The organism is Leptolyngbya sp. GGD (genome assembly GCF_026735145.1).
Taxonomy (GTDB): domain Bacteria; phylum Cyanobacteriota; class Cyanobacteriia; order Leptolyngbyales; family Leptolyngbyaceae; genus Leptolyngbya; species Leptolyngbya boryana.
Genome location: NZ_JAPQKE010000001.1, coordinates 382170 through 408409 on the forward strand (window position 1 = coordinate 382170; position 26240 = coordinate 408409).

At 46.1% G+C, this 26240-nt stretch carries 30 protein-coding genes; 17 read left to right on the top strand and 13 right to left on the bottom strand.

The window, feature by feature from the left end:
* The first annotated feature begins 3 nt into the window (after positions 1-3).
* From OU814_RS01870 to OU814_RS01895, 6 genes are read left to right on the top strand one after another with little or no spacing between them, the layout of a single operon-like run.
* Positions 4-759 carry a cadmium resistance transporter gene (locus OU814_RS01870; protein ID WP_268180018.1) on the top strand — a complete coding sequence of 252 codons (756 nt, stop codon included), beginning with the start codon at positions 4-6 and terminating at the stop codon, positions 757-759.
* Positions 760-775: 16 nt separating this feature from the next.
* Positions 776-1393: a hypothetical protein gene (locus tag OU814_RS01875; RefSeq protein ID WP_268180020.1), complete on the top strand. Its 618-nt coding sequence runs from the start codon at positions 776-778 to the stop codon at positions 1391-1393.
* A gap of 32 nt (positions 1394-1425) precedes the next feature.
* The gene (locus OU814_RS01880; RefSeq protein WP_017290806.1) at positions 1426-1839 is read left to right on the top strand and encodes a YidH family protein; all 414 of its coding nucleotides are present in this window, start codon (positions 1426-1428) and stop codon (positions 1837-1839) included.
* 11 nt (positions 1840-1850) lie between these two features.
* Positions 1851-2582, top strand: coding sequence for a phosphatase PAP2 family protein (locus tag OU814_RS01885; protein ID WP_268180022.1), 732 nt, complete (start codon positions 1851-1853; stop codon positions 2580-2582).
* A gap of 14 nt (positions 2583-2596) precedes the next feature.
* Entirely contained in the window at positions 2597-3433 is an 837-nt protein-coding gene (locus OU814_RS01890) for a sulfite exporter TauE/SafE family protein (protein ID WP_017290804.1), read from the top strand.
* On the top strand, positions 3434-3859 hold the full coding sequence (locus OU814_RS01895) for a DUF1634 domain-containing protein (RefSeq protein ID WP_268180024.1): 426 nt from the start codon (positions 3434-3436) through the stop codon (positions 3857-3859).
* On the opposite strand, the gene OU814_RS01900 is transcribed toward OU814_RS01895, so the two are convergent.
* The 7 genes from OU814_RS01900 to OU814_RS01930 form a co-directional block, all read right to left on the bottom strand.
* Entirely contained in the window at positions 3856-4653 is a 798-nt protein-coding gene (locus OU814_RS01900) for a sulfite exporter TauE/SafE family protein (RefSeq protein ID WP_017290802.1), read from the bottom strand. The genes OU814_RS01895 and OU814_RS01900 overlap by 4 nt on opposite strands.
* A gap of 5 nt (positions 4654-4658) precedes the next feature.
* Complete coding sequence (locus OU814_RS01905) at positions 4659-5084, bottom strand: hypothetical protein (RefSeq protein ID WP_268180026.1); 426 nt, start codon at positions 5082-5084, stop codon at positions 4659-4661.
* Positions 5085-5347: 263 nt separating this feature from the next.
* Positions 5348-5812 (bottom strand): RrF2 family transcriptional regulator, encoded by a 465-nt coding sequence (locus tag OU814_RS01910; RefSeq protein ID WP_017290800.1) that lies wholly within the window; start codon positions 5810-5812, stop codon positions 5348-5350.
* Between the two features lie 130 nt (positions 5813-5942).
* Entirely contained in the window at positions 5943-6962 is a 1020-nt protein-coding gene (locus OU814_RS01915) for a sulfate/molybdate ABC transporter ATP-binding protein (protein ID WP_268180028.1), read from the bottom strand.
* Positions 6963-7110: 148 nt separating this feature from the next.
* The gene (gene cysW / locus OU814_RS01920; RefSeq protein WP_268180030.1) at positions 7111-7974 is read right to left on the bottom strand and encodes a sulfate ABC transporter permease subunit CysW; all 864 of its coding nucleotides are present in this window, start codon (positions 7972-7974) and stop codon (positions 7111-7113) included.
* Between the two features lie 16 nt (positions 7975-7990).
* Complete coding sequence (gene cysT, locus OU814_RS01925; protein WP_190648307.1) at positions 7991-8878, bottom strand: sulfate ABC transporter permease subunit CysT; 888 nt, start codon at positions 8876-8878, stop codon at positions 7991-7993.
* Positions 8879-8950: 72 nt separating this feature from the next.
* Complete coding sequence (locus tag OU814_RS01930; RefSeq protein WP_268180033.1) at positions 8951-10096, bottom strand: sulfate ABC transporter substrate-binding protein; 1146 nt, start codon at positions 10094-10096, stop codon at positions 8951-8953.
* A 160-nt stretch (positions 10097-10256) separates the two neighbouring features.
* Between OU814_RS01930 and OU814_RS01935 the strand changes: the two genes are divergently transcribed.
* Positions 10257-11051 (top strand): phosphate/phosphite/phosphonate ABC transporter substrate-binding protein, encoded by a 795-nt coding sequence (locus OU814_RS01935; RefSeq protein WP_268180035.1) that lies wholly within the window; start codon positions 10257-10259, stop codon positions 11049-11051.
* Here the strand turns inward: OU814_RS01935 and OU814_RS01940 are convergent.
* Entirely contained in the window at positions 11038-12321 is a 1284-nt protein-coding gene (locus OU814_RS01940; RefSeq protein WP_268180037.1) for a tetratricopeptide repeat protein, read from the bottom strand. The genes OU814_RS01935 and OU814_RS01940 overlap by 14 nt on opposite strands.
* Before the next feature lie 462 nt (positions 12322-12783).
* On the opposite strand from OU814_RS01940, the gene OU814_RS01945 reads away from it, so the two are divergent.
* The 5 genes from OU814_RS01945 to OU814_RS01965 are packed head-to-tail and all read left to right on the top strand — an operon-like array spanning position 12784 to position 16909.
* On the top strand, positions 12784-13920 hold the full coding sequence (locus OU814_RS01945; RefSeq protein ID WP_190651886.1) for a sulfate ABC transporter substrate-binding protein: 1137 nt from the start codon (positions 12784-12786) through the stop codon (positions 13918-13920).
* 57 nt (positions 13921-13977) lie between these two features.
* Complete coding sequence (locus OU814_RS01950) at positions 13978-15117, top strand: hypothetical protein (protein WP_268180041.1); 1140 nt, start codon at positions 13978-13980, stop codon at positions 15115-15117.
* A gap of 22 nt (positions 15118-15139) precedes the next feature.
* Positions 15140-15832 (top strand): MotA/TolQ/ExbB proton channel family protein, encoded by a 693-nt coding sequence (locus OU814_RS01955; protein WP_268180043.1) that lies wholly within the window; start codon positions 15140-15142, stop codon positions 15830-15832.
* Between the two features lie 5 nt (positions 15833-15837).
* A complete protein-coding gene (locus OU814_RS01960; protein WP_268180045.1) occupies positions 15838-16251 on the top strand; it encodes an ExbD/TolR family protein in 414 nt (137 codons plus the stop codon).
* 4 nt (positions 16252-16255) lie between these two features.
* Entirely contained in the window at positions 16256-16909 is a 654-nt protein-coding gene (locus tag OU814_RS01965) for a DUF4333 domain-containing protein (RefSeq protein WP_268180047.1), read from the top strand.
* Positions 16910-16911: 2 nt separating this feature from the next.
* Here the strand turns inward: OU814_RS01965 and OU814_RS01970 are convergent, their stop codons facing one another.
* On the bottom strand, positions 16912-17460 hold the full coding sequence (locus tag OU814_RS01970; RefSeq protein WP_326498270.1) for an MgtC/SapB family protein: 549 nt from the start codon (positions 17458-17460) through the stop codon (positions 16912-16914).
* Positions 17461-17603: 143 nt separating this feature from the next.
* On the bottom strand, positions 17604-19376 hold the full coding sequence (locus OU814_RS01975; protein ID WP_268180051.1) for an iron uptake porin: 1773 nt from the start codon (positions 19374-19376) through the stop codon (positions 17604-17606).
* 305 nt (positions 19377-19681) lie between these two features.
* Here OU814_RS01975 and ssuD point away from each other — a divergent pair, with 305 nt between their 5' ends.
* The 4 genes from ssuD (at position 19682) to cysK (ending at position 22505) form a co-directional block, all read left to right on the top strand.
* The gene (ssuD, locus tag OU814_RS01980; RefSeq protein ID WP_268180053.1) at positions 19682-20836 is read left to right on the top strand and encodes an FMNH2-dependent alkanesulfonate monooxygenase; all 1155 of its coding nucleotides are present in this window, start codon (positions 19682-19684) and stop codon (positions 20834-20836) included.
* Positions 20837-20962: 126 nt separating this feature from the next.
* Complete coding sequence (locus tag OU814_RS01985) at positions 20963-21145, top strand: hypothetical protein (RefSeq protein ID WP_144056283.1); 183 nt, start codon at positions 20963-20965, stop codon at positions 21143-21145.
* A 37-nt stretch (positions 21146-21182) separates the two neighbouring features.
* Complete coding sequence (locus OU814_RS01990; RefSeq protein WP_190651880.1) at positions 21183-21386, top strand: hypothetical protein; 204 nt, start codon at positions 21183-21185, stop codon at positions 21384-21386.
* 126 nt (positions 21387-21512) lie between these two features.
* Entirely contained in the window at positions 21513-22505 is a 993-nt protein-coding gene (gene cysK / locus OU814_RS01995; RefSeq protein WP_268180059.1) for a cysteine synthase A, read from the top strand.
* Between the two features lie 411 nt (positions 22506-22916).
* Here cysK and OU814_RS02000 read toward each other — a convergent pair whose 3' ends face one another.
* Positions 22917-23363 carry an RrF2 family transcriptional regulator gene (locus tag OU814_RS02000; RefSeq protein ID WP_017290781.1) on the bottom strand — a complete coding sequence of 149 codons (447 nt, stop codon included), beginning with the start codon at positions 23361-23363 and terminating at the stop codon, positions 22917-22919.
* A gap of 215 nt (positions 23364-23578) precedes the next feature.
* Between OU814_RS02000 and OU814_RS02005 the strand changes: the two genes are divergently transcribed.
* Positions 23579-24517, top strand: coding sequence for a LysR substrate-binding domain-containing protein (locus OU814_RS02005; RefSeq protein WP_268180062.1), 939 nt, complete (start codon positions 23579-23581; stop codon positions 24515-24517).
* Between the two features lie 10 nt (positions 24518-24527).
* Here the strand turns inward: OU814_RS02005 and OU814_RS02010 are convergent, their stop codons facing one another.
* Positions 24528-24929: a four-helix bundle copper-binding protein gene (locus tag OU814_RS02010; protein ID WP_268180064.1), complete on the bottom strand. Its 402-nt coding sequence runs from the start codon at positions 24927-24929 to the stop codon at positions 24528-24530.
* Positions 24930-25315: 386 nt separating this feature from the next.
* A complete protein-coding gene (locus OU814_RS02015) occupies positions 25316-26203 on the bottom strand; it encodes a prohibitin family protein (protein ID WP_017290778.1) in 888 nt (295 codons plus the stop codon).
* Positions 26204-26240: the final 37 nt, after the last annotated feature.

Here is a 26240-nt window from a genome sequence, read left to right on the forward strand (position 1 = left end):
ATGATGAATGACTTTATCACTGCAATTCCAAAAGGTCTAGCTGCCTTTACTGCGACAAATTTAGACGACATTTTGATTCTGATATTGTTCTTCTCTCAGGTCAATGGAATATTCCGACGAAGGCATATTGTCAGTGGGCAGTATCTAGGATTTGCTGCTCTCGTATTTGCGAGCTTACCCAGTTTTTTCGGAACGGTATTGTTTCCGCGACCTTGGATCGGATTGTTGGGGTTAGTTCCGATTGCGATCGGTGTGAATCGGTTGCTCAATTCTGGTGAAGAAGAAACCGAAGAAGAACTCTCTGAACAGTCTGAGACTTCTTGGTTTAATAATTTTCTCTCTCCTCAAACTTATAGCGTCGCAGCTGTTACTTTCGCCAATGGTGGGGATAACATCGGAATCTATGTTCCTTTGTTTGCGAGCGCGACCTGGGAAAGCTTGCTAGCAATTCTTGCTGTGTTTTTCTCAATGGTGGGAGTCTGGTGTTATGCTGCATATTGTTTAACCTGCTTGCCGGGAGTCGCTCAAACTCTAACTCGCTACGGAAATCAACTTGTACCTTTTGTGCTGCTCGGACTAGGGGTGTTAATTCTGATTGATAGTCATACCCTTGAAGACCGAGGACTTGCAGTGTTAGCGTTAGTCATCAGCTGCATGGGATTAATTCATCTGCTGCGGCTGGCGAAAGCTACATCCTCTAAAGCTTTACTAGAAAAAATTCCAGCACTCTATCCCTCCGTAAAAGCTGACGAAAATTGATATGAGGAAGCCAACGATGAACGGTTTTAGAATTATCCTGGTTGCACTTGTGCTATTGCTCAATTTGGTTGGAGTTTCACCTGCTTGGGCTGATCCGCCAAAGCTCACAGGTACGCCAGAGTATGCTGAAGTGACGCAAGCGATCGCAAATCTTATCCAAGCTAAAGCAGCTCCCGAAGAATCTGATTTAACGCCGGTTGAAATTGAGCAAAAGCTAGGAGCATTAAATCTTCAAAAGTACATTCTAGAGACGGCATCGCACTATTCCCAGTGTCGTAACTCGACAGGAAGTACGATCGCAGTTTTCGCTCATAAAGCAAAGAAAGCTCCGCAATCTCCGAGCGCGCTTTACTATCTAGCCAATGGCGAAATGACAGAAGATGAATGGAGTTGTGATGGTGTGTATTTACCAACAGGAACAAAGTTAGCTGGACTATCAGAAGTGACTGAACCGACTGTTGCTCAATTTGTGAGTGGAACGCGGCTCAACGCAACGGTGAATGCTCAAGGAGAGCTAGAATTTAATCTTGCTCCTTCAAAATTTGCGAAATCGAGTGATAGTGTCTTACCGATTCCAGATTTAACCGTAGCAACAATACAGGCAAACCTTCCGAATGCTCCAATTGAAGATTAGTACCCAAAAACGGGAATTCGAGGAGTGAATCCATGACGATCGAAGTAGAAACTCAATCTCCACCCAAGAAGCTCAATCCCAATCGTATCCGAGATCATCTAGCGAATGAGCGGACGTATCTCGCTTGGATGCGGAGCGGGGTGGCTTTGATGGGGTTTGGTGTGCTGATTGTTCGTCTGCGAGTTCTCCGTCCACCGATCGCACCTCAACCTCCGGGTGCAGGCTGGCAGCTAGGGCTGGCTTTTTCTATTGTTGGGCTGCTAGCAGTATTGCTCTCAACTCAGCATTATTTTGCAGTTCGGAACGATATTGAGGAGGACACCTATGAACCTCCGGATCGATGGGTGATTCTGTCTAGTTTGACCGTCGCACTCTTGGGGCTTGGGGTGATCTACTATGTCTTCACGGTGCCGTTAGACTGGCTGAATTCTGTTTTGATTGAGTAGCAATTGGGTCAATGTTCAATCTAGAGAATCGTTTTCAATCTTTTTTGAAGCTATTTCAAAAGCTTCTCATCGTTCACTGGCAAACCTTACTATTATTCTTTGTCGGAGTCGGGTTGCCGCTGTTGATTTTTGAGCAACTTGCAATCATCGTTTGGCAAAACGGCGGCTTCGTTTGGGATCGTTCCATCTTGCTGAGTATTCATCAAACCGTACAACCAGGGTTGGATGCTTTTGCGAAAACGATTACACCGCTCGGCGTTAAGAAAGGAGTCGTTCCAGCGACGATCGCAATTGCAGTGATCATGCTCTATCGGAAAAGATGGCGATCGCTGACTTATCTATTACTTGCAGTTGGTGGGACTGGAGTGATTAACCTGATTGCGAAAGCGCTCTTTCATCGAGATCGCCCTGCTTTGTGGGAGGCTGCTGCTCATGCTGGTTTTTCTTTTCCGAGTGGGCATGCGATGTCGAGCATGAGTTTTATTGCCGCCTTAGTTATTCTCACTTGGGGGACTCGATGGTGCTGGCTGATTGGAACTTTTGGAAGCGGGTTTGTTGTGGCGATCGGGTGGACTCGCCTTTATCTAGGGGTTCACTTTCCAAGCGATATTTTGGCAGGCTGGATGGTGTCGCTGGCTTGGGTGATTGGAGTAAACTTAATCATTCGACCGCACCTGAAGCCTGAAAACTTGGAACCCCCTTCAGAAGAAACCTCGCTGATGCCGGAAGAATTACAAACCTAAAAGGATGACACAACTTGAATATCCTAGAATTTTCATTACTAGTTTGGTTGGGTTCATTCACTGCTGGATTCCTGGGCGCGCTGACAGGATTGGGCGGTGGGGTTGTGCTTGTTCCGCTTTTAACGTCAGTGTTTGGGGTTGATATTCGCTATGCGATCGGGGCTTCTCTTGTCTCTGTGATCGCGACTTCTTCTGCGGCTGCTTCAACTTACATTAAGCAAGGACTCACGAACTTGCGCTTAGGCATGTTTCTAGAGGTCGCAACGGTGATTGGGGCGTTAGTGGGTGCTTTGATTGGAGCCTTTATTTCAGTTAAGGCGTTAACTGTCGTCTTAGCGGCAACCTTACTTTATTCTGCTTACTTAGCTCAACAGCCGCGACCTGATTTTTTTGAACATCAAGACTCTGATCCGTTAGCTGTACAACTGAAATTAAATGGAACTTGTCCAACTCCTCAAGGTGAGATGAGCTATGAAGCGCAGTCGGTTCCGGTTGGGTTCAGCGTGATGATGGTTGCAGGCGTTTTGTCTGGATTGCTAGGAATTGGATCGGGTGGATTCAAGGTGCTTGCAATGGATCAAGCGATGCGGCTCCCGTTCAAAGTTTCGACGACGACCAGTAACTTTATGATCGGCGTGACGGCTGCTGCTTCGGCAGGTGTATATCTGGCGCGAGGGTATATTGATCCGGGTCTATCCATGCCTGTGATGCTAGGAGTATTTCCTGGTGCATTGCTCGGTGCGAAAGTTTTAGTCGGTGCTAAAACTCAACTATTAAGAATTCTCTTTAGCCTAGTTTTGATGGCAATGGCATTTAAGATGGTGTACAACAGTTTGGCTGGAGGGATGTAGATGTACAAGGATCTGATAGCTCGATCGAATTCCTCAAGCGATGAAACGCTGGATCGATCGCAAGAAGCAAAACTAGAACTTTGGATCAGCAATCTACTGCGCTATGGTGTGCAACTCTCTAGCTTGATTGTATTAGTTGGTGGAATTTTGTATTTGATTCATCATCATGCTGAACCTGTTGATTATCGGGTTTTTCAGGGTGAACCTGTGATCTATCGCTCTCCGAGTGGTGTCGTTCAAGCACTGCTTGAAGGGCATCGTCGCGGCATCATTCAACTCGGATTACTCGTCTTAATTGCAACTCCCATTCTTCGAGTCTTGCTTTCTCTGGTGACATTTCTCAGATGGAGAGATTATACTTATGCTGCAATTACGTTTTTAGTTTTATCTGGCTTGATTTATAGCTTTGTGGGTGCGTACTTTTAAGCGGAATGCGCCAGCTTCCAACTCACCATGACGAGCATCAGATAAATCACAAATCTAAGCGGGCGTTGGGGTGTCAGTTTGCAGAGTTTTGCACCCACGATCACACCTGGAACTGATCCGATCCAAATCGGCAAGACTAAGTGCCAATCTACAGTTCCTAGAGTCAGATGTCCGATCGAAGTAAATGTCAATAAAATTGCTGCTTGAGCCAGATCCGTTCCGACTAATTTTTGGGCATCTAGCTGAAAGAATGCAATCAGCACGAGTGCGAACATCGAACCCGATGAAACGCTCGTCATCCCGACAATGTAGCCGAGAATTGCGCCCAGTGCGATCGCGCTCATTCGACCTGTCTGTGTCTCTAAATCTAACTTGGGCAAAGTGGGCAGTTCCCACGCTGGTGCAAAGGTCATGAGGAGAAGTTGAACTAATGCGGTCGCTGTCACGAGCAAAATCGCATAGCCAATCAGATGCAAGAGTATCGAATCTAAATTTACTTCGCCAAATTGCCGCAACCAGTGCAATGTTGCAACTCCTAAAAGCGAGCCAGGCACACTTCCGAATGCTAACCAGCGAACGGCACCTAGATCTAATGTTTTCTGTCGCCAATGTTTGACACCGCCGATGACTTTCATCAGGGTCGCTGCGACAACATCGGAACTGACTGCAACAGAAGCAGGCACTTGAAACACGAAAATCAGCATTGGGGTAATCAGTGAAGCGCCACCAATTCCAGTCAGTCCCACAACAATGCCAACCCCGAAGCTAAAGCAAGAGAGTAATAAATAATTCATCTCGGTTATTCTCCTTTGACTCTTGGTAGTAAAGAAGCAAGATCAAAGGAACCTTCTAAAAGCGAAGTCGGAATCTCAAGAATCTGAAATTGAATCAGCGCGATCGCAAGAACGGTAAATGCAGTCGAAGAAACTACACCCCACAACAGGTCTTTCTTCAAATTGCGGTCTTGATTTTGAAAAACTTCGATCGCACCCACTTGCATCAGCAAAATTCCGACGAGATTCGAGAGCCAATAACCCGCGATCGTGCCGCCCAAGAACCAATCTGAAGAAAGCTTACTCAATAAATATCCAAATCCATATGCGACGGGCAGATTAAAAATCAAATCGTTCCACCAGCACAGTGGCGACAGCAACCAACCCAGTGCAAAAAGTAGACCTCCTCGAATTCTTTTCCAGGTGATTCTTTGAAATCCGGCTTGACTCACAGTATCCTGCTCCCTATTACCTAAATCTTGATAGACTTACCGTATTTTAACAGAACATTGTCACAAGGACGAAAAATTTAGTTTTGTACAAAATATGAGCATGAAAGAAATACCCCTCGGTATTCTCATGCAAACGAGGTGCAGCGATTGAAGCTAGCTCTCAAAATCTGGAAAATTGAAGGATTGCTTTTGCAGCAGAAGATTTTGTCTCAGCAGAACGGTGTGCATCCTGAGAACAAAATCATATTCTATGTCTTTGATAGCTAAATGTAGTACATCGGATTGCCACGCTGGTTCTCATCCCACTCTCGGTAGAGATCTTCTAGCGTAATGCCCGTGAGAAATTTTTGAGAGAGTGTATTGAGGCTCTGCCAAACGTTATAAACAATTTGCCGCTCTAAATTTGGCGTAACCTCTAATTCTCTGGGTTTGCGCTCTCCATCCACGAACGCAACGATTTCAAATAAAGTAATTTCTTTTGCATCGCGTGCAAGAACATAGCCACCTCTAGACCCTCGATAGCTGCGGACGAGTCCCCCACGCCGGAGAATCGTCATAATCTGTTCTAAATAGCGCTCAGGAATAGAATGTTTTGAAGCAATTTCTGTAATCGTGAGCGGCGCATAACTTCGATTTGCATGACCCACAAGTTCTAAGAGTGTCAGCAATGCATACTCAATCCTAGAAGTCAGTTCTATAGGAGTATAGCTAGAGAGATCTGATTGCATTCAAACACTCGGTAGATTGACTCGTTTTGTATCGTAAAACTGTTAGTCCTAAAAGTAGAGCAGTCTTTCTCTCTGCTTCCTGGGGCACCATCGCAAGAGAGAAAGGCAGTTGGATTCGTCTTTGCTCAAGCTAGCTCAGTGCGTAGGCTGGAAATGTCTTCACAACTTTCGGCTTAATGTAGATGCGTTGTTGCGGCTCTAGGCTGAGTTGATTAAAACGATCGCGGCTCAGATTCGCAGTCACTAATTCCCCAGATTCAAGTCGGATTTCAACGACAATTTCCCAACCTAAGTGGATCACACGATCGACCTGGGCTGAAACTGATGCTGAGGACGGAATTAGCTCGATATCAATGTCATGCGGACGCAAGAACACGCGATCGGAATCTAAAACCTTGTTGCCGTCGTTGGGTAAAATGCCTGCACGAGCAGGAACCACATTGACTGGACCAATAAAGCTCATGACAAACGCAGAAGCAGGATGATCATAGATATCCGTTGCAGTTCCGACTTGCTCAATTCGACCGCGATTCATCACCACGATTTCATCTGCAACTTCCATTGCTTCTTCTTGATCGTGAGTGACAAACACTGTGGTAACATTCACGTCTTTGTGCAACCGTCGGAGCCAAGCTCGCAGTTCTTTTCTGACTTTGGCATCGAGCGCTCCAAAAGGTTCATCGAGTAGCAATACTTGCGGTTGTACGGCTAAAGCTCTTGCGAGTGCAACCCGTTGGCGTTGTCCGCCAGAGAGTTGAGACGGATAGCGATCGCCAAATCCTTGTAGCTGAACTAGCTCTAGGAGTTCTTCCACGCGCTCTTTAATTTTTGCTTTGGGTTTCTTGCGAATATCCAAAGCAAATGCAATATTTTCTCGAATCGTCAAATGCTTGAACAGTGCATAGTGCTGAAACACAAAGCCAATATTGCGATCCTGGACTGATTGATATGTCGCATCGCGACCAATTAATGCAATCCGTCCTTCATCTGGGGTTTCTAATCCTGCTATCATGCGCAAGAGCGTTGATTTACCTGACCCAGAAGGTCCTAATAATGCAACGAGAGAGCCAGTTTTGATGCTTAAGTTGACTTGATCAACCGCATGAAACGAGCCATAGTGCTTGGAAACGTTTTGTACTTCAATACCCACGGTGCCTCAATCCTCCAGAGAAGTTTTCCCTGCATTCTACGGTTTATCCATAGAATAACAGTATATTAGTCAAGTTCGGGTTTTCTTTGTAACGTTGAACACATATTTTCAGGGTTAGGAAAAACTTGTCTGCTCTGTGCCATCACTGCTATTCCACTTCTTTGATGCGCGTCTTTCGTTCCATGATCTCTTTCAGCACCAAAGTAACGACCGCAAGCAAGGCTAGCAATACGGCTGCTGAGTAAGCTGATTCTGTTTCATATTGTTTGTAGGCTTCTTCTACAAACAACGGTAAACTTTGCGTTTTTCCAGCTAAGTTACCTGACACAACCGAGACCGCTCCAAATTCGCCCATTGCTCTAGCATTGGTCAGGATAATTCCATAGAGCAACCCCCACCGAATACTCGGCAATGTGACCCGCCAGAATGTCTGCCAACCATTTGCGCCCAAGGTTTTTGCCGCTTCTTCTTGATCGGCTCCCGCTTCTTCTAGAACTGGGATCACTTCTCTTGCCACAAAAGGCATACTCACAAACATCGTTGCAAGTAGCATGCCCGGAAAAGCAAACACAATCCGAATATCGTTGGCTTGTAACCATGTTCCGAACCAACCGAGTCGCCCATACAGCAAGACGATCATCAAACCTGCGACAACGGGAGAAATTGCAAACGGTAGGTCAATGATGCTCAGTAACAAGGTGCGTCCTCGGAACTGTTTGCGAGCCAGTGCCCAAGCAGTACAGAGTCCAAAAACTGTATTGAGCGGAACTGCGATCGCGGCTAGCATCACAGTTAACTTAATCGCGTGAATAAAATTCGGCTGTGTCAAGTTCGAGAGAAAGGGTGCAACACCTCCCTTAAACGCCTGGTAAAAAACATTGATGGCAGGAATGTATAGGATTAGTCCCAGGTAGGCAATACCGATACCAATGAGTAGAATTGGAACCCAACTTTTTTGTTGCGTTGTTTTTCTTGTTTTAGCTGAACGTGGAGCATCCGCGATCGTCGTCATTGTTTTAATCTCCTAACTAATGCCCAGGCATTCTGCTAGATCCCGTGTCGTAGCGTCTTCCCCAATTTTGCAAGACGTTGAGTGCAAGCAAGATCAAGAGCGAAATCATCAATAGAACCATGCCGATCACTGTTGCTCCAGCGTAGTCATATTGTTCTAAACGCTGGAAAATCAGGATCGGTGCAATCAAATCGCGAAAAGGAGTGTTCGATGAAATGATGACAGTTGAGCCATATTCACCTACAGCGCGTGAGAACCCTAGCGCAACTCCAGTTAAAATTGCTGGAAACAAGGGCGGCAGAACAACTCGTTGAAAAGTCTGCCAAGGTGAAGCTCCTAAACTCCAAGCTGCTTCTTCGACTTCTTTTTCTATTTCTGAGAGAACGGGCTGCACTGTGCGAATTACAAATGGTAATGAGATAAAGAGCATCGCGATCCCAACACCAACCCGAGTAAAGGCAACCTTGATTCCAAATGGGGCAAGTAATGAACCAAGCCAGCCATTTTCGCTATAGACCGTTGCTAAGGTTAGACCTGCAACTGCGGTCGGTAAAGCGAAAGGTAAGTCAACGGAAGCATCGACTAACCGCTTCAGTGGAAAGTCATATCGCACTAAGATCCAAGCGATCAGGGTTCCGAAGACTCCATTAATCAATGCAGCAACTAATGAAGTCGTAAAAGTAATGTCATAAGTAGAAAGCGCAATTGGACTCGTCGCAATCCGCCAAAACTCCGCAGGACCGACTGTTGCAGATTTTAATAGCATTGCTACAACCGGAATGAAAAGCATCACGGTCAAATATGACAGCATGATCCGCCATGTCCACGGCATCTGAACGATCGATCGTCCCCACGCTTTCCAAATCGATCCTTTTCGAGAGGGCACTTGAGCAGAAGAAGCCATACAGTACTCCAAATAAAACCAGAAAGTTAGAGCCGCAGAGATTGAATGTCCTTGCTGCGTCTCTATTCATGCCTAACGTTTGATCGAAGCTTGGACTTGGTCGAAGACCGCTCCATCGTCAAAGAACTTCTTCTGTGCTTCGCTCCACCCGCCATACTCCTGAATCGTGCCCAAGGTCTTCACCGCCGGGTACTTGTCCGTATTCTCTTTCGTCTTCACAGGGGCACCATCCAACGGGCGGAAGCCTAACTTGACGAATTCGGCTTGTGCTTCCGGGGTGTACAAATACTGCACAAATGCCTCTGCAACTTCCCGCGTGCCATGCTTATCCACGTTCTTATCAATCACCGAAATCGGAATATCGATCGACACATTCGGATCCGGCACGACATATTCCAGCTTTTCCCCCTTTTGCTGTGCCAGAATCACCTCATTCTCATAGTTGATCAAGGCATCACCTTGTCCCTGCTTGGAGAATGCGTCAGTCGATTCGCGGGCATCTTTTGCCAGCACCGCCACATTCGCAAACGCTTTGGTGACAAACTCGGTCGCTTTAGCTTCATCCTTATTGTTGGCTCTCAAAGCATGATCCCAGAGAGCAAGGAAGTTCCAGCGAGCGCCCCCCGAGGTTTTCGGGTCTGCTGTGACCCACTTGACATCGGGACGGGTCAAATCATCAAAAGTTTTGATATTTTTGGGATTACCGGGACGGACAATCACCGCAGCGACCGTTTTGGCGACAATGCCATTATTCGGGGTTTTGGTCGTCCAGTCAGAATTGACAAATCCGGCCTTGACGAGCTTTTCGGTATCGGCAGCGATCGCTAAGTTGGCGACATCGGCTTCAAGACCATCAATAATGGCGCGAGTTTGAGAGCCTGAGCCGCCGTAGCTTTGTTTGAAGGTGACGGTTTGACCTTTTTCTTTCTGCCACTTCTCGACGAACTTAGGAATGATGGCATCGTGAGCGGCTTTGGGGACGGCATAGCCGACGAGGGTGAGTTCGACCTCTTTAGCGGCGTTGGCAACGGGGCTAGCGCTATTGGGACTAGAAGAAGTTGAAGCGGTGTTGCTGCCGCAGGAGGCGATGGCGAGGCTCAAGGTCGTGCCAATCACAAAGAGTGAAACGAATTTTCTGACAGAGTGCAGATTAAATAGTGTTTTGAAGGTTTGAGCCAAGCGTGGTGCTAGCTCATGTGGATGGTGCTTCAACTTCATGAATTGTTCTCCTAATCTACGGTAATATTGTAGGATTACCGTCCTTATCTCAGTTTTCAATCGTATCGGAGAAAGAGATAAAGCGCAAGAAAATACTCCTATTATTTGATCGGTTTACTTGGGATTACGATAACTCTAATGCTTGCTGAGGAATCAGATTGTGTCTTTTCATGCGATTTCATACTTGGCTCCAAATTGGTTGGAGTTTTATCAAGCTGTGACTCTTTATTTGGGGCGAGTCTTGGGCTGTCAGGCTGATTTGATGGTCGGTGAATGTGATCCGTTGGAGGATTCGCGACTTTATGAAGATGCGATCGATTTAGCTTTTATTTGTGGATTGCCGTTTGTTCGGTACGGGCGAATTCGACCTCGGCAGTTCAGCGCGATCGCGGCTCCAGTGATGCAAGCTGAGCGGTATCAAAATACGCCAATTTACTTCTCCGATATCATTGTTCATGCGGAGAGTTTGTTTCAAACGTTCTCGGATTTAGCAAATTCAACCGTTTGTTATAACGATCCTGGCTCGAATAGTGGCTACTACTTGCTTCGGGATCGCTTAATTCAGGAACAACGTCCACAATTTTTCAAACATGCGATTCAATCCGGCTCACATCAGCGATCGATTCGTTGGGTGATCGATCGCAAAGCAGATTGTGCTGCGATTGATAGTACGGTGCTGGAGCAAGAATTTCGCGTCTTTCCCGAATTGGCACATCATGTGAAAATCATCGAGTCGAGTCGGTCTTGTCCGATGCCGCCGATTGTGGTGGCAACACATTTAGGCAATCCAGTGATTGAGCAAATTCAATCCGCATTACTGCACCCTGATTCAGAACTATCAGCAGCAATGGCTTCAATGCAAATTCAACGCTTCGCGGCTGTCACTACGGAAGATTATGCAACGATCGCTGATCTCTATGACGATGTGACGAATTCGTGCTTTAGCCAGCTTTAACCGTTCGCCATAACTGCCGCACTTTGCCAGACTGATTGCGTAGAACAGCTTGTTGATAAATCTGACCAAACATTTTCTGTTGAGTCCGACTCCCACCGACGGTATGTAGATAAGAGAGTCGAGGCTGCATTGCCGAAACTGTCGTTGACCAATCTTGTTGAGTGTATGCAATTAAGCCTTTGGCAACAGGCAAGACAATTTGCAGCCAGGTGAATTGCGATGTTGCCGGAAGTTGCTGTGCGTGCGATGTGAGACTTTGGAGAAATTCATTCACCCAGTCTGTGTAGCCAGCCCGTGCGAGTGCATAAATATAGTGCAAATCTTGAAAAGGTAGCGCATGTTCGTGTAAACGCGAACCCAGATGAGGAGCAAGAGCCTGCCAGCGTTTCCCCACATTAACGCCTTGCACTTCTAAGCGCAGTAAGGTCGCGATCGCACCGACTTGATCTTTTGACGACGACGGATTCGCCCGTCCCCAAACCTTTTGATCGTACAGCTCTAAGACTTTCTGATGATTTCCCAATGCCAGATAGTAAAGGGCGACATGCCACCAATTGTGGGTATATAGCATCGAATTGCACTGCTCCCAAGTGTCTGAATGGCTTTCCATCCAGAGAATTCCATCTTCTGGGCGATTTTGTTCTTCAAGGATATGCGCGATCGCATGTTGCGCCCACGGGTCGAATCGATTCAGCGAGATCGCTTGCAGTCCAGTCTGCATGGCTCGATCTAAGTCTCCGCACTGCTCTAAGCCAAACGCAATCATTCCATATAAATAGTGCAGATGTGGATTGTCGGTATTGGCAGGAAGAACCTTCTCGGCAATTTTGAGTAACGGATCAGATTCGCCTCGATAGAAGTAGTGATATTGTCCTTGCTGCACAGAAATCAGGTCTTGTGGATAGTTCTCCGCGATCGCTTCATGTAGGTTGATGGCTTCAGAAATTGCGCCGACTGCCCAAGCTGAAATCGCGCGAATGTACCACTGTTCTCGTTCAGTTGCCATTGCAGCATAACGTTCAGCGGCTTTGAGGTGATGCATCGCGGTTTGACGCGCGATCGCGGTTTCCTGGGATAGGTAGTAAGCGGCAGCGTAGGCTTGAGCGATCGCGCAGGTTGGATCGAGTGCCAGCGCTTGCAGAATCGCTGCTTCGGCTTGATTGCCGTAATAAAGAGCTTGGTCAATAAATCGATCGAGTTCAGTCCTGAGTTGAACAGAAAAATCAGGTCGGGTGCTTGTCACCGCAAGTCCTTGAGCGTCAATTATCATGGAGGATCACAAATAACACTAAACCGGTCGGAATACCGTATTATTTGCCAAGTATGTCATACTCCTAGGAGCAATGAAAAGTAAAGCTCGTTACTTATCTCGTCATTTATTTGGAGCCTTGAAACGTACCAACAATTTCCTCGCTCCGTTCTATCTCGCTCTGGAATGGAATTCCGGGGGCGGATGAATGCGATGAGCGATACGTTTCAAACATCCTCTTAATATGAGTCCCCATATCTAATCTCTTATAGGCGAGTAAGAAATTACTGTCTCTCAATTGAACTCGTATCGATACTTTAAATTGCATGAATTGCTAGTCATTCAAAAATTGGCAAATCGCATCTAAAAAATATTTTTTCAGGTCTTGTTTTCTCATGCGACTTGTGAGATTCTCTTGATACAAACTAATCTACTAAATGCCGATCAATCAATCGTAGATTATTCTAAAAGTATTCTCAATCTATGAAAAATCGTTCTTTTGCCCAATCGCTGCTCGATAAGGTTCAGCATCAAGTTTCTAGCCTAAAAGTTCCTAGTCTTCTAGTAGCTACTGGAGTCACTTTCAGTTTGTCGATCCCTGCTTCTGCTGCGATCGACACTTTACGCAATGAAAGAAAAGCTGTTACTCAGCCGCCTGCTCCAAAGCAGCAGTTGATCAGCCAAAACCCGCAGACTGTTGAGCTTACTCTAGTATCCTTTGCGGTGACGAAAGAAGCTTACTCAAAAGTTATCCCGTTGTTTCAGCAGAAGTGGAAGCGCGAACGGAACCAAGAAGTTAAGTTTGTTGAAAGCTATGCCGGTTCAGGCACTCAGACTAGAGCCGTGATCGATGGACTAGAAGCAGATATTGTGCATCTTGCACTTGGATTCGATGTCGATCGCATTCAAAAAGCTGGATTGATTGATCCAGGTTGGGAGAAAGAAGCTCCAAATGATGCAGTGGTGAGTCGTTCTGTTGTGGCACTCGTGACTCGTCCCGGTAATCCTAAAAATGTCCGAGGATGGTCAGATCTAGCGAAGCCAGGAATTAGCGTTGTCACAGCAAACCCAAAAACCTCTGGGGTTGCCCGTTGGAACTTTCTGGCATTATGGGGTGCAGTCAGTAAGACAGGTGGCGATGATGCGAAAGCTCAAGACTATGTGACGCAAGTGTTTAAGAATGCTCCTGTGCTTGCTAAAGATGCGCGGGAGCTGAGTGACATTTTCTTCAAGAAGAATCAGGGCGATGTGCTGATTAACTACGAAAACGAGGTCATCTTAGCGTCACAAAAGGGTGAAACAGGATTCTTTACCGTGATCCCGCAGAATAATATCTCGATCGATAACCCGATCGCAGTCGTGGATAAAGTCGTCAATAAACGCAAGACGCGGGAAGTTGCAGAAGCATTTGTTCAGTTCCTTTATTCCCCTGAAGCGCAACGGGAATTTGCAAAAGTCGGATTCCGTCCTGTCAATACGAGCATTACGAAGGAATTTGATAAGAAGTTTCCAAAAGTGAATAAGCTGTACACGATTAAAGATTTTGGAGGTTGGGCAGAAGCGCAGAAGCGATTTTTTGATGATGGTGCAGTTTTCGATCGGATTCAGGCTTCTCGCTAAAGTTCGATCGCGGTTTCTCCAGTATCTACAGTTAGGGGCATTTTGCCCCTTTTCTTCATGATCACAGGTAGGGTTGTTGCTTTGTTTACTTCAGATCAAAATTCACACAAGTCTCAGCTTGAGTCTTCAGCAAACAAGAGCGTTAATCCGAATGATAGTAGCGCGATCGCGGTGCTGGATAAGGTTGCGATCTCCGATGAGAAGATCTCACCCCTGTTTCAAGTGGCTAAACCGAGTAGTACTGCTAAATGGGTTTGGTTAACAGTGCTAGTTTCTCTAGGATTGCATGTAGGATTGATGCTGATCCCAACTGGGAATGAGCCAAAACCCACACCTCCCAAAGAACAAGAAAAACAAGTTCGTGTGACTCAGTTGCCGACTTTGAACAAGACGGCAGTGACCAAAGCACCGCCCAAGCCTTTAACTCCAACCCAACCTCAAAGAATTACACCCGTTCGAGAAACAACAATTCCGCCTGTTGCAAGCCCTGTCGATCGTCCAAAACCTCCGATTCCTCAATCACCGACGAAACCTGCTGAGACGAAACCCGCTGAGTCAGACAGCAACAACTGGGCAGATTTCCCTATCTATCCAACGGCTCAACCGGGTTGTTTTGGGCTACAGTCTTGTCTGCAAACGAGCGATGCTCTCGCAAAGGTCTCTGATTTCTTTACTAAGGAGCTAGCGAAAAAGAAATATGAGAGTAAGCTGACAGTCCAGTCAGTCGATCGCGCAATTTATCAAGTTTCTCGCAACGGGCAAGCGCAATTTCTGAGTATTCTCCAAAGTGAGAAAGGAACGGTTTATGTTTTAGCAGATGCGCCTCGAACACTAGAAGATTTGAAAAAAGCGGTAGAAGTTCCGCCTGAAGTATCCGAGATTTTGAGCAATCTAGATGCTCAAGCCGCTGATCCCACTTTGTTTGCACAGCCGACCTTGTTTTATGACGGGCAAGTTCAGAAAGCCGGAATCCGTAACATTAGCTTAGTCGCAAGCCAGGCAGACACGATGATGGATGAGTACTTTCGATCGAACTTGCAGAACAATGGCTATGAAGTAACAGATTTACCGCAGCAGTATGGGGGAGGTAGCCTCTATCAAGTTAAGAAAGGATCAGTGACACTTTATCTCAATCTAGTTCCAACAAAAGACGGTGCAAACACGCTCGTTGTCGCTTGGAAAAACTTGCCAGTTTAGTTCTCTTAATCTTGGATGTCCTATGTCTATTCTGTTTGATTTGATTGCCAAAGGTGGGCCGGTGATGATTCCGCTAACAGGGTTGTCAGTGGCAACGATCGCCTGTGGGATTGAGCGAACTATCTTTTGGGTTCAAGTCCTCCGAGTCGAAGATAAGATCGCTCATGATGTCTTGGATGCAGCACAATACAGTTTAGATGAGGCAACCGCGATCGCGCTTCGAGCGGCGGATCAGCCGATTGGTCGTTTTCTGCTCGCAGCACTGCAACTTGATTATCCAGAGCCGGAAACATTTCATTTGGCACTTGCAACCGCAGGCGAAGAAGAGTTTGTCCTAATGCGAAAAGGGGACAAGTTATTGGAAACAGTGGTTGCGGTTGCGCCGTTGCTTGGGCTGCTGGGAACTGTGACGGGTCTAATTATCACTTTCATTAACTTGAAAATTGGGGGTGGCGGCTCATCTGTCGATACTTCTAAGGCTGCGGGAGGGATTGGGGAAGCTTTGACCACAACGGCAGGAGGCATGATTGTTGCGATCGTTGCATTATTAATTTTTCGACTGTGTGTGACACTACAAGCGAAACAGGTCGATTACTTTTCTAAAGTGGGGTGCCGATTAGAGCTAATTTACCGCCACATTTGGTACAAGCGGTTGAAAGCAGAATCGGAACTGTCGTTGGAAAATCGTGCGATCGCGAATCAATCTCTTCTATAGCGCTTATGTTTTCTAAATCGAAGTCAAATTCTGGTATTCCAGAGGTCAATTTAGTTCCCATGATGGACGTGATTATGACAATTCTCACGTTCTTTATTATTGTGGCAATGACGCTCAGCGATCAACAACGCACGCTCAAGGTCAATCTGCCCAATGCCAAGTCAACTCCCTCCAGTGCAAGAACTCCAGAATCTCTAGTGGTGGGCTTGAATGCACAAGGGCAGACTGCGATCCGGGAAAAACTTGTCTCTGAAACCGAACTGGCTCAGCAGATTCAGAGCTATCTCGCGAAAAGTCCACAAGGATCTGTGTTGTTGAAAGCTGATCGCACAGTATCTTATCAGCAGCTTGCGAAAGTTTTAGGGGCGATGCAGCAAATTGGTGGAGAGCGAGTTTCACTTGCGATCGAAAGTAACTAATACTATGCGAAAAATTCTTCTATTCTTAGCTGGAACAGTGATTCTTTCTGGGTGTGAAAAAACGTTTGACGTAACTAGCCTACAAGAAGAAATCAAGACCAGCTTGAATCAGCAAAATGGAATTTCAGTTAAGTCTGTCCATTGCCCAACGAATATCAAAATTCAACCTGAGAACACGTTTGAGTGTACTGGCGAGTTAAATCCTGACGGTGGTTTCTTCGTGACGGTTCAGCAGGAAAATGAAGGAAAAGCAAAATGGGAAATTCCCAATTCTTGGCGATTGCTCAACTTGACAAAACTAGAAGCTGAATTTCAAGAAAAGATTAAAGCCACACCCCAGAATGGATTGCGAGTGACTTGCGGCGGTAGCTATCGAGCTATAAAACCCGGCGATAGTTTTGAATGTCAACTGACTCGCAAGGATAAGATAGATGCAATCTTAGTCAAAATTGAACCGGAAGGACAGGTGAATTGGCAAGAAGTGAGAACAGTTACAGTCCCAGAAAAGGCAACCTCTGCTTTACCTTCTCCAGCAGCAACTCCAGACACTACGACTACTGCTGAAACTCCATCCTCTTCAACTTCAGAGAGCAAATCGGCAGTTCCTCCAGGCGCGCAGATTAAAGACGAAACAGGCTGGCAGGAACTTAACGATTAAGGCTAGGTGCGATCTCGATCCCGCTCTTTCTGGGTAGAATTTCCAGTTTGCGGCAATCGAATGACAATCGATCGCTGAACTCGCTTTACTCCACTTAAAGTGAGCAACGTTAAAACTGCACCTACCAGTCCAGTTTGCCAAAAACCACACCCGATCGCGGCTCCTAGTGCGGCTGCAATCCAAATTGAAGCAGCAGTTGTTAATCCTCGAACTTTGGGAAGTTCAGACTTTTTCGAGGACTGCTGCAAGATTAGTCCTGCACCCAGAAAGCCAACGCCTGTCGTTACGCCTTGAATGGTACGGCTCAGAGCATTCGTGGCAGCATAGGGACTATCTCCTTCTGCTTGCAACGGAAGCATTACGAACAAAGCAGACCCCATACTCACTAACATAAAGGTTCGCATTCCCGCGGGTCTGCCTCCTTTTTGGCGATTGATTCCAATCAAGCAACCTACGATTAGCGATAGCGTTAAACGAAATGCAATGTTTATCCAATCATTGGAAGGAATGAACATTTTATCCGTTATGGCTAGCAAGCTTTGTAGAATCATCAGAGCAGTACCTCGGCGTGAATGATTACTAGAAGAGTAGCGAAGAAACAATTGAAATACTGCTACTTGTTCTATGAAAAAAAGCCCTCTTGCTTTGAGACAAGAGGGTTGGAGTGAACACGGAAACTTTAGTTCAACTGCAATTAGAATCGGAATGTTGTCCGAACAACACCGACATAAAGGGTGTCATTATTGCTGTTGTTTTCTGGATTAAAAATCACGATTAGACCAGGCGTAATCGAAATCTTGTCAGAAAGTTGGAATCGATACAGCCCTTCTAAATGCAGCGTTGTATCTTCATCCCGACGGCGGGCTGTTGTTGCTCCTAGCACAGGTGGTCCAAAATCACTGTTCGTGACTTTAGGCGGCTGACCAAAGATGATGCCAGCTAAGTTACCTTTTCCACCCAAATCTGGAAATCCGAGAGACACTGCCCAACTCCAGATATCAGCTCTATCTCCAGTATTGACTGTTGCGAGTCCTTTACCATTCTCAGCGATCGCTTGGGTGTACAATCCCCATGCTGAAACTGTAAATTTAGGGCTAAACCGATAGGTTGCTTGTAATCCAAAATGATTCGCGGAAGTTGCAACATTACCAAATGGTTGGTTAGCAAAAGCACTTCCGTAAGCACCCGAGACAGAGACATCATTGTTCGCACCGCTAAAGTACGATCGCGCATAAGATAAGCCAAGCGCGAAATCGCGATTCGGTTGGAAAGCTAACTGTGCGATCGCGCCATAGCTTCCATCTAGCAATCCACGCGATTCTGCTGGATCATTCGGTCTTCTGGCAATGTAACCTGCAGAAAAGCTCAAAGAATCACTCAACTTTAAGACTGCGCTGACTCCTGCTCCGGTATTGCTGCCTGAGCCAGTGTTACTCGCTCGATAAATCGGTGAAAAACGACCAAATCGAGACACACTTCCAGTGGAGGCAGAAGCAAATAAGGGGTTAAAGGTGTTGAAGTTATCGTAGAATTCACCCCCGATCGCATCTACAGTCACGTTCAAATTCGTGCCTAGAGGGAAGCGATAGAAGAGTTTGCCCAGTTGCACACTGTTGTCTGGATTGTTCGTTGTATCGTAACCGAGACGAGTTTGGCTCGTTCCGGTGACTGGAGTGTTAAAAGCAGTTGTATTGCTTGCCTCTAGACGAGTGAAGAGTCGATCTTTGCCAGTCAAGCTGGTATTGAGATCCAATCGAACCCGATTGCTAAATACCGTATTGTCTTGCACATCTCGCCCTGCTGCACCAAAAGCGGCAGTTCTAGCAGCTTCTCGCGCCGCACCTGCGGGAGCCGCGTTGATGACTCGCCATTGATCAGAGTTCAACGCACGATCTTCTCCCACAACACCAGCAATACCGAAGATAACTTCTCCACTGAGTTTTGTTGTGGTTGAGAATTGCTGCTTTTCTAGTGTCGTGGTTCGAGCTTCGAGAGAATCCACTCGCCCGCGTAAGGTTGCAAGCTCTGCTGCAAATTGTTCTTGCAGTTGTTGCAGGGTTGCTAAGTCTTCTTTTTTGACCAAATCAGCTGTTGCTGCTGCAATCAGTTCATTGACGCGATCGAGACAAGCATTCAGACCTGCTGCAAACTCATAACGGGTTAATGCACGATTGCCGCGATAGGTACGATCGGGATAGCCTGCAATGCAACCATATCGTTCAACTAGAGATTGCAGGGCTTGAAATGCCCAATCTGTTGGACGCACGTCAGACAGTTGGGAAACGGATGTAACTTGTCCAGCAGCATTCACTTCGCTGGTTTCACTGCCGTAGGCTGCAAGCTGACTGAGAGAGTTCTCAGAACTCGCAGGCAGTTCTTTAACTTCTGCCGCGTTTGCTTGGCTCCACAGGCTCACTCCTAACACAATGGGCGATGCCCAAAGCAAGCTCGAAATGCTCTTCCGCATTGTTAAATTCCTCACACCAATCAGAAATAAGATCGTGCCGCAGACGCTTTGAATTATCGAAACCTTCAGATAATCTACGTAATACCGATCGAATTATCGTATGCAAAAGTAATACTGCCATGAACTTCCTGAAGAAAGCAAGGGGCGATCGTTACTTTTTTATTCACAAAGCGCAAATTTTTAAATCCCTAGAGATTTGTATCAGAAGTACTTTTCTGCGCGATTATGTCTGTGACATACTAGCAGCTTAAATCTAAGTAATCCGGTACATACGATTCAATACCGTAGATTAGGAGAGAGAAAGCGTGCAAGTTCTTTGGTTTATTCCAACTCATGGGGATGGTCGTTATCTGGCAACTTCAATTGGAGGGCGATCGACGAACTATGACTATTTGAAGCAGATCGCTCAGGCGGTGGATCATTTAGGCTACTTTGGAGCATTGTTACCGACAGGTCGATCTTGTGAAGATGCTTGGATTGTTGCCTCTACATTGATGCCGCTTACTCAGCGAATGCGGTTTTTAGTTGCAGTGCGTCCAGGATTAGTTTCGCCTGGAGTTGCGGCTCGGATGGCAGCAACATTTGATCGACTTTCAAATGGGCGGTTGTTGATTAATGTTGTGACTGGCGGCGATCCGGTCGAACTAGCAGGAGATGGACTGCATTTGAGCCACGACGATCGCTATCATTTAACGGATGAATTTCTTACCGTTTGGCGCGAAATTGCTCAAGGCAATGAAATCACGCACAAAGGAGAGCATTTAGACGTTCAGGGTGGAAAGCTTCTTTTTCCAACGGTTCAGAAGCCTTATCCGCCCCTGTGGTTTGGGGGATCGTCTCCGGTTGCGAAAGAAATTGCGGCAAAGCATGTTGATGCTTACTTGACTTGGGGTGAACCTCCTAGCCAAGTTGCTGAAAAAATCAAATCTGTGCGTCAGTTCGCAGAACAACAAGGACGATCGCTGAAATTTGGTATTCGTCTGCACGTGATTGTGCGAGAAACTGAGAGTGAAGCTTGGGATGCTGCAAATCAGTTGATTCGCTATGTGGATGAAGATGCGATCGCGGCAACACAAAAAGCCTATGCCCGCATGGATTCTCAAGGGCAGCGTCAAATGACTCAGTTGCACAATGGTAGCCGTGAAGCCTTAGAAATTAGCCCAAATCTGTGGGCTGGTGTAGGTTTAGTTCGAGGAGGAGCGGGAACAGCACTGGTCGGTGATCCCGATACCGTTGCCGCTCGAATCTTGGAATACTCAGCGCTAGGAATTGATCATTTTATTCTGTCGGGCTATCCGCATTTAGAAGAAGCCTATCGAGTTGCCGAACTGTTATTCCCTAGACTTCCTCTCAGTCATGCACAGCCAATCGATCAGCAGGTGATGTTTAGTCCATTCGGAGAGATTGTTGCAAACGAAAAGTTTCCAAAGCAAAGTAGTACACCGGCGACTGTCGATTGAGGTCTGAATATGACAGATAGATTCTACGAACAACAGGTCATGCAACAATTAGTTGCGTGTTCACCCGAGCTTTTTAGGAAATGTTGCGTTAGTTTGATCTTTTGTAAAACTGGAAATCTTCTGCTGATGAACAGAGAAGATCTAGTCTTTGATCCGATGCTGTGTCTAGAATTTGTGCCAATCGCGCAATTGTTGCAAAAACAATGCGGGAATACACGAATTTGTATCTGTACTGCAGATGGAGTCATTCTCAACTTGAGCAGCGAGGAAATGATCGAGCTTGCTGAGACTTGGAATATTTGGCATTAGAAGCGTTTGCCTTTCTAGAACTCAAGGAAACACACTCATGGCATTTTACGATCGCATCGAGCAAGAACTTGCAGTCGATGAATTTTGGGGAACGAAATTATCGCAAAAATATGAGTCGGGAGTTCGAGATATTTGGGAAGTCAAACCTCCTGAAGCACCGAGAGATTCTACATTCCACGTTTTGCATTGGAGCTATCGTTCTCTTTGGAAATTCCGTTATCTTCGCCATTTTGCGCGTTAAACGGTCTTAAGTTTTCATAAATTCCATAATTCCTATCGATTTATCGGAGTATAATAAATAGAGGCGGGTGATATGCACGTTTGTTTGTGACTGAATTGATCTCCCTCATCACCATGGAGTAGCGCAATGCGAATTGCAAAAAATATTACAGAGTTAATTGGGAAAACGCCATTAGTTCGCCTCAATCATATCCCTCAGGCAGAAGGGTCTGTTGCTCAAATCGTCGCCAAACTAGAAGGCATGAACCCTGCAGCTTCCGTGAAAGATCGGATTGGGGCGAGTATGATTCAGACTGCTGAAGAGGCGGGACTGATCGAACCAGGTCGCACGATTTTAGTTGAGCCAACTTCAGGCAATACTGGAATTGCACTCGCAATGGTGGCGGCAGCGAAAGGCTATCGATTGATTTTGACGATGCCAGATACGATGAGCTTGGAGCGTCGAGCTATGCTGAAAGGCTATGGCGCTCAACTTGAGCTAACGCCCGGAACTGAAGGCATGAAAGGAGCGATTCGACGGGCTGAGGAAATCGTGAATTCAGTCCCAAATGCTTACATGCTGCAACAGTTTCGCAATCCAGCTAATCCTAAAGTGCATCGCGAAACTACGGCTGAGGAGCTTTGGGCAGACACCGATGGACAGATTGATATTTTGATCGCGGGTGTTGGCACAGGCGGAACGATTACGGGTGTGGCAGAAGTTTTGAAGCAGCGTAAGCCTGGATTTCAAGCGATCGCAGTTGAACCTGTTGAGAGTCATGTTCTTTCGGGTGGGCAACCTGGAGCGCACAAGATTCAGGGGATTGGAGCAGGGTTTGTGCCGGAAGTCTTGCGCACTGAGTTAATTGATGCAGTGATTCAAGTTAGCAGTGAAGATGCGATCGCGTATAGTCGTCGCTTAGCAAGAGAAGAAGGATTGCTATCTGGAATTTCATCGGGGGCTGCACTGGCTGCTGCGATTCAGGTCGGAAAGCGTCCAGAGAATGCTGGAAAGCTGATTGTCTTTATACAGCCGAGCTTTGGCGAACGCTATCTGAGTACTGCATTGTTTAAGGATCTCACAGAGATTGAAGTTGCGCCGCTCAATGGTGCAAGCCGCTCACTTTCGTCGGTGAGCTAGTTTTAGATTTAGATTTCGAGATGGTATCTGTTTTCCCCCAAATTTAGAGAATTTGGGGGATTTTTATTATGGTGCAGAATCGAGGATTCTACAGCAAAAAGTCATAAAACCATTTTGGGATAAAAGCAATTCCAATCAGGATGACAATACTTGCTGTACAAACCAGCGTGAGTAAAAGTAAAGGATCAAATCTCAGCACGATTCCCTCCGATCGTGGCACGGGAATTGATTGTAGATTTTGGAGATAAGCAAACTACATTTGGCATTTCTTGCCGACAATTCGAGCAAAACCAATACACACCCGTTGATCGCACATGACGCAGTAATTTCTCAGAGCAGCAAAGACAGTAGCTCATTAGATTCCCCTATTAGCAAGCAAAGACTAAGATACAAGCCCACTGATCACAAGTGCTAGATATAAAACATGGATGATTTCTGCTTGCGAGCAGCACAGCGCTGGACTAAATCTTCTAATGTGCAGCGCTGCAAGGCTTCATGAGAAGCTGTTTGGGCCTGTTTCCACACTTCTGATAAGAGTTCTCGCTCCAAGTTCACGCTTGATCGATTCTCGATCGGTTCTCCCGTTATCAATGTCACAATTTCTGCGATCGTGATCGATCGAGGTTCGCGAGTCAGCGTATATCCTCCCTTTGCTCCGCGTAGACCTTGAACCAGTCCACCACGTCGCAGCAGATTAAAAATCTGTTCTAAGTACCGCTCTGGAATGGGCTGACGACCGGCGATATCGTGAATTCTCAGCGGGGTTGCTTTGTCAAACTGGCTTGCCAATTCTAAGAGCGCCAGTAACGCATACTCAATCTTGGCAGGCACAGATAATGAATTACTAGACTGTTTCATGGTGACTTTCAATATGGATGAGAGGGGTGTGAGCAACTCCAGAAGCTTTTTTTCTCGAAAAAGTCTGGGCGTGATAAGATGCCAACACGATTCAACTACTCTATCTTGATCGATTTAATGTGGTTTTGTTGTCATTATGCTCACAATTGCGTTCAAATTACGCAAAATGATTGAAAAATTTCCAACGGCGTAAGCATCCAACCTCAATTACGACTATGACACTGGAACAATTACGAATTTTTTTAGCCGTTGCTGAGCAATTGCACTTTACCCGTGCAGCCGAAGCTCTCTACATTACACAGCCTGCTGTGAGTGCAGCTATCCAGAGCTTAGAGCAGGAGTATGGCGTAAAGTTATTTCACCGCATTGGTCGTCGCATTGAAATGGCAGATGCGGGGCGCTTATTTCAGTTGGAAGCGCAGAAAATCTTAGATCAAGTCGAGTTTGCAGAACGTCAGTTGCGAGAGCTAAACAATTTGCAGCGTGGAGAGCTAAAAATCGGCGCGAGTTTAACGATCGGAAATTATTGGCTTCCTGACAAAATTAGCCAATTCAAGCAGCAATATCCAGGTATTCAGGTGCAGTGTAAGTTAGGAAATGCAGAAGAAATTTGTGAAGGAACTGCATTAGGGCGGTTTGACTTAGGATTAGTCACAGGCGATGTGAAGCCTGTCTTAAAAGAGCTATTAGAGCAAGAAGCGATCGGCACAGATCGGCTGAGGATTGTGGTCGGTCGATCGCATTCTTGGTTTACCAATCCTCAAATCGCTGTAGAAGACTTATTAAAAACATCGTGGGTGATGCGCGAATCCGGTTCAGGCGCACAGAAGATGTTCGAGCAAGCGCTGGATGATTGGGGTGTTGAATTATCTGAACTGCAAATTGCTTTGGTACTCAGTACGAGTGAAATGGTCAAAGCTGTGGTCGAGCGAGGAGTTGGAGCCGCAGCTTTACCAGAACTGATGGTCGAGAAAGAACTGAAATTGGAAACGCTTAGGGCGATCGAGATCGAAGATGACCAAAGATGCGATCGCGCGATTTTAGAAATTATTCAGCCAATTTTCAAACTCAGGCATCAAAAGCGGTTTCGCACTCAGTCGATCTGTGCTTTTGAGAAAATTTTGATGCCTGAATTGCAGGATAGTGTGATTTGAACCTGGGTTTTTAGCTTGCAACTAAGGCCTCGAAGGTGTCGAAATTCGGGCGACGGAAGTAAGCGCTCGATAATCGACCCATTGAACTACAGTACTGGCTGCAAGCGTGGCAAGCTTCAGCACATGCCATCATTTGCGGATCGTCTGAGTAGATTTCACAAGCTGCTGCACAGCGATCGCACATTTCAGCGCAGATCAAGAATGTGCGTCCCATGAATTCAGATCCATCGATCATTAAGTTAGTACTCATCAGACACATTTCTGCACAGTCTCGCAGCAAGCACATCAATGACAAATCGCGATCTTGCGTGTTGTTGTGCAAGTAGTACGAGAGCGTTGTCGTGCAGGTTTTTTTGCACGTGGTGAGGGCTTGTAGACCCCGTTGCATTTCAAGGCTCATTGATTGTGTCATAGCTGTCACCGTTCCTTTGTTCGTCGGACTGAATATGAGGTTCTTTGATTTGTAGCGTAGTCCGAGTTTTTAGGAGATGCAAGTGCGATCGTACTTCGATTTTTACAATGTTCAGTAACTCTCTCAAAAATAGAGGAATTGAACAAAAACACGATGCATCGCAGGAGTTTTAGCTCGAACTACTATCCATTAAGGCTTGTAATCTTGACTTTACTAGGAGAGATTTGACCTGTGATATTTGAACACTGGATTCAGCGCCAAATTGACCAGAAAAAACGCTCGGCTAATGTCAGGATATCTTGATATTAGCAATGAAATGGCGTTGAAAGTCCGATGAAATCGTTAACTTTTTGATCAATTGAGTAACGCTTGGAATACATTTTGAACTATTTTGTTGCAGCATTTCCAGGCAAGCTTGTTTTCATCAATTTTTTTAGATCCAATACTGTAGAACTTTCATCGCCAACGACTAGTGGAAGGCTCCCATTCCATTTCTCGATCGCTTGTCTTTGCAGTAATTCCGGTGTGAGCGTTTGTTGCAGAAGTCGCTGAGCTTCTGCTTCTCCTCGTGCTAGATTGGCTCTCGCTTCTGCTTCTTTGACTGCTTTTAATGCAACAAATTCAGCCCGTTTTACTTCTTGCTCTGCAACTTGTTTTGCCTCAACTGCATCGCTAAATCGCTGTGTGAAGTGAATATGCACTAATGACAAATCATCGACGGCAATATGATACGGCTTCAAGCGTTCTGTTAGAGCCTGATCTACGCCTGTCTTGACTTCTCCTCGCTTTGTAATGATTTCCTCAGCGGTGTACTTTGCCATGACTGCTTTGAGCACTTCTTCGATCGCCGGGTTGATAATGCGATCGATGACAGCTTGCTGATTCCCAATCTGCTGATAGATCAAATTCGCCTCTTGCGGAAGCACATGCCAATTCAGCGCTACATCTGCATACACATCCTGCAAATCTTTAGAAGAAGCTTCGGCTGAAATTTCCTGGCTCTGAACGCGAACGCTGAGCTTTTCTACAGTCTCAACGATCGGCACAATGAAATGGATGCCTTCTCCCAACACGCTGTCTTGAACTGCACCAAATTTCATCAAGACTCCGCGTTCTCCTGCTCGCACAATTACGATAAAGCTGGAGATCAATGCCAAACAAAGCAAGACTAGAATGACTTGAATAGCAATACTCGCGTCGCGACCACTTTTTTTACTGATTTTTCGGGTTGAATTCGCAATGCTTGACGGTTCAGAGTCCAGAGATTTCGTCATGAGCAAGGATTGAGGCAGTTTCCGCTAATATACAACA

Coding starts and splice junctions, on each gene's coding strand:
- OU814_RS01870 (WP_268180018.1), top strand. CDS start 4: ATGAATGACTTTATCACTGCAATTCCAAAAGGTCTAGCTGCCTTTACT.
- OU814_RS01875 (WP_268180020.1), top strand. CDS start 776: ATGAACGGTTTTAGAATTATCCTGGTTGCACTTGTGCTATTGCTCAAT.
- OU814_RS01880 (WP_017290806.1), top strand. CDS start 1,426: ATGACGATCGAAGTAGAAACTCAATCTCCACCCAAGAAGCTCAATCCC.
- OU814_RS01885 (WP_268180022.1), top strand. CDS start 1,851: ATGTTCAATCTAGAGAATCGTTTTCAATCTTTTTTGAAGCTATTTCAA.
- OU814_RS01895 (WP_268180024.1), top strand. CDS start 3,434: ATGTACAAGGATCTGATAGCTCGATCGAATTCCTCAAGCGATGAAACG.
- OU814_RS01900 (WP_017290802.1), bottom strand. CDS start 4,653: ATGAATTATTTATTACTCTCTTGCTTTAGCTTCGGGGTTGGCATTGTT.
- OU814_RS01910 (WP_017290800.1), bottom strand. CDS start 5,812: ATGCAATCAGATCTCTCTAGCTATACTCCTATAGAACTGACTTCTAGG.
- cysW (WP_268180030.1), bottom strand. CDS start 7,974: ATGACGACGATCGCGGATGCTCCACGTTCAGCTAAAACAAGAAAAACA.
- cysT (WP_190648307.1), bottom strand. CDS start 8,878: ATGGCTTCTTCTGCTCAAGTGCCCTCTCGAAAAGGATCGATTTGGAAA.
- OU814_RS01930 (WP_268180033.1), bottom strand. CDS start 10,096: ATGAAGTTGAAGCACCATCCACATGAGCTAGCACCACGCTTGGCTCAA.
- OU814_RS01940 (WP_268180037.1), bottom strand. CDS start 12,321: ATGATAATTGACGCTCAAGGACTTGCGGTGACAAGCACCCGACCTGAT.
- OU814_RS01945 (WP_190651886.1), top strand. CDS start 12,784: ATGAAAAATCGTTCTTTTGCCCAATCGCTGCTCGATAAGGTTCAGCAT.
- OU814_RS01950 (WP_268180041.1), top strand. CDS start 13,978: ATGATCACAGGTAGGGTTGTTGCTTTGTTTACTTCAGATCAAAATTCA.
- OU814_RS01955 (WP_268180043.1), top strand. CDS start 15,140: ATGTCTATTCTGTTTGATTTGATTGCCAAAGGTGGGCCGGTGATGATT.
- OU814_RS01960 (WP_268180045.1), top strand. CDS start 15,838: ATGTTTTCTAAATCGAAGTCAAATTCTGGTATTCCAGAGGTCAATTTA.
- OU814_RS01965 (WP_268180047.1), top strand. CDS start 16,256: ATGCGAAAAATTCTTCTATTCTTAGCTGGAACAGTGATTCTTTCTGGG.
- OU814_RS01970 (WP_326498270.1), bottom strand. CDS start 17,460: ATGATTCTACAAAGCTTGCTAGCCATAACGGATAAAATGTTCATTCCT.
- OU814_RS01975 (WP_268180051.1), bottom strand. CDS start 19,376: ATGCGGAAGAGCATTTCGAGCTTGCTTTGGGCATCGCCCATTGTGTTA.
- OU814_RS01985 (WP_144056283.1), top strand. CDS start 20,963: ATGAACAGAGAAGATCTAGTCTTTGATCCGATGCTGTGTCTAGAATTT.
- OU814_RS01990 (WP_190651880.1), top strand. CDS start 21,183: ATGGCATTTTACGATCGCATCGAGCAAGAACTTGCAGTCGATGAATTT.
- cysK (WP_268180059.1), top strand. CDS start 21,513: ATGCGAATTGCAAAAAATATTACAGAGTTAATTGGGAAAACGCCATTA.
- OU814_RS02000 (WP_017290781.1), bottom strand. CDS start 23,363: ATGAAACAGTCTAGTAATTCATTATCTGTGCCTGCCAAGATTGAGTAT.
- OU814_RS02005 (WP_268180062.1), top strand. CDS start 23,579: ATGACACTGGAACAATTACGAATTTTTTTAGCCGTTGCTGAGCAATTG.
- OU814_RS02010 (WP_268180064.1), bottom strand. CDS start 24,929: ATGACACAATCAATGAGCCTTGAAATGCAACGGGGTCTACAAGCCCTC.
- OU814_RS02015 (WP_017290778.1), bottom strand. CDS start 26,203: ATGACGAAATCTCTGGACTCTGAACCGTCAAGCATTGCGAATTCAACC.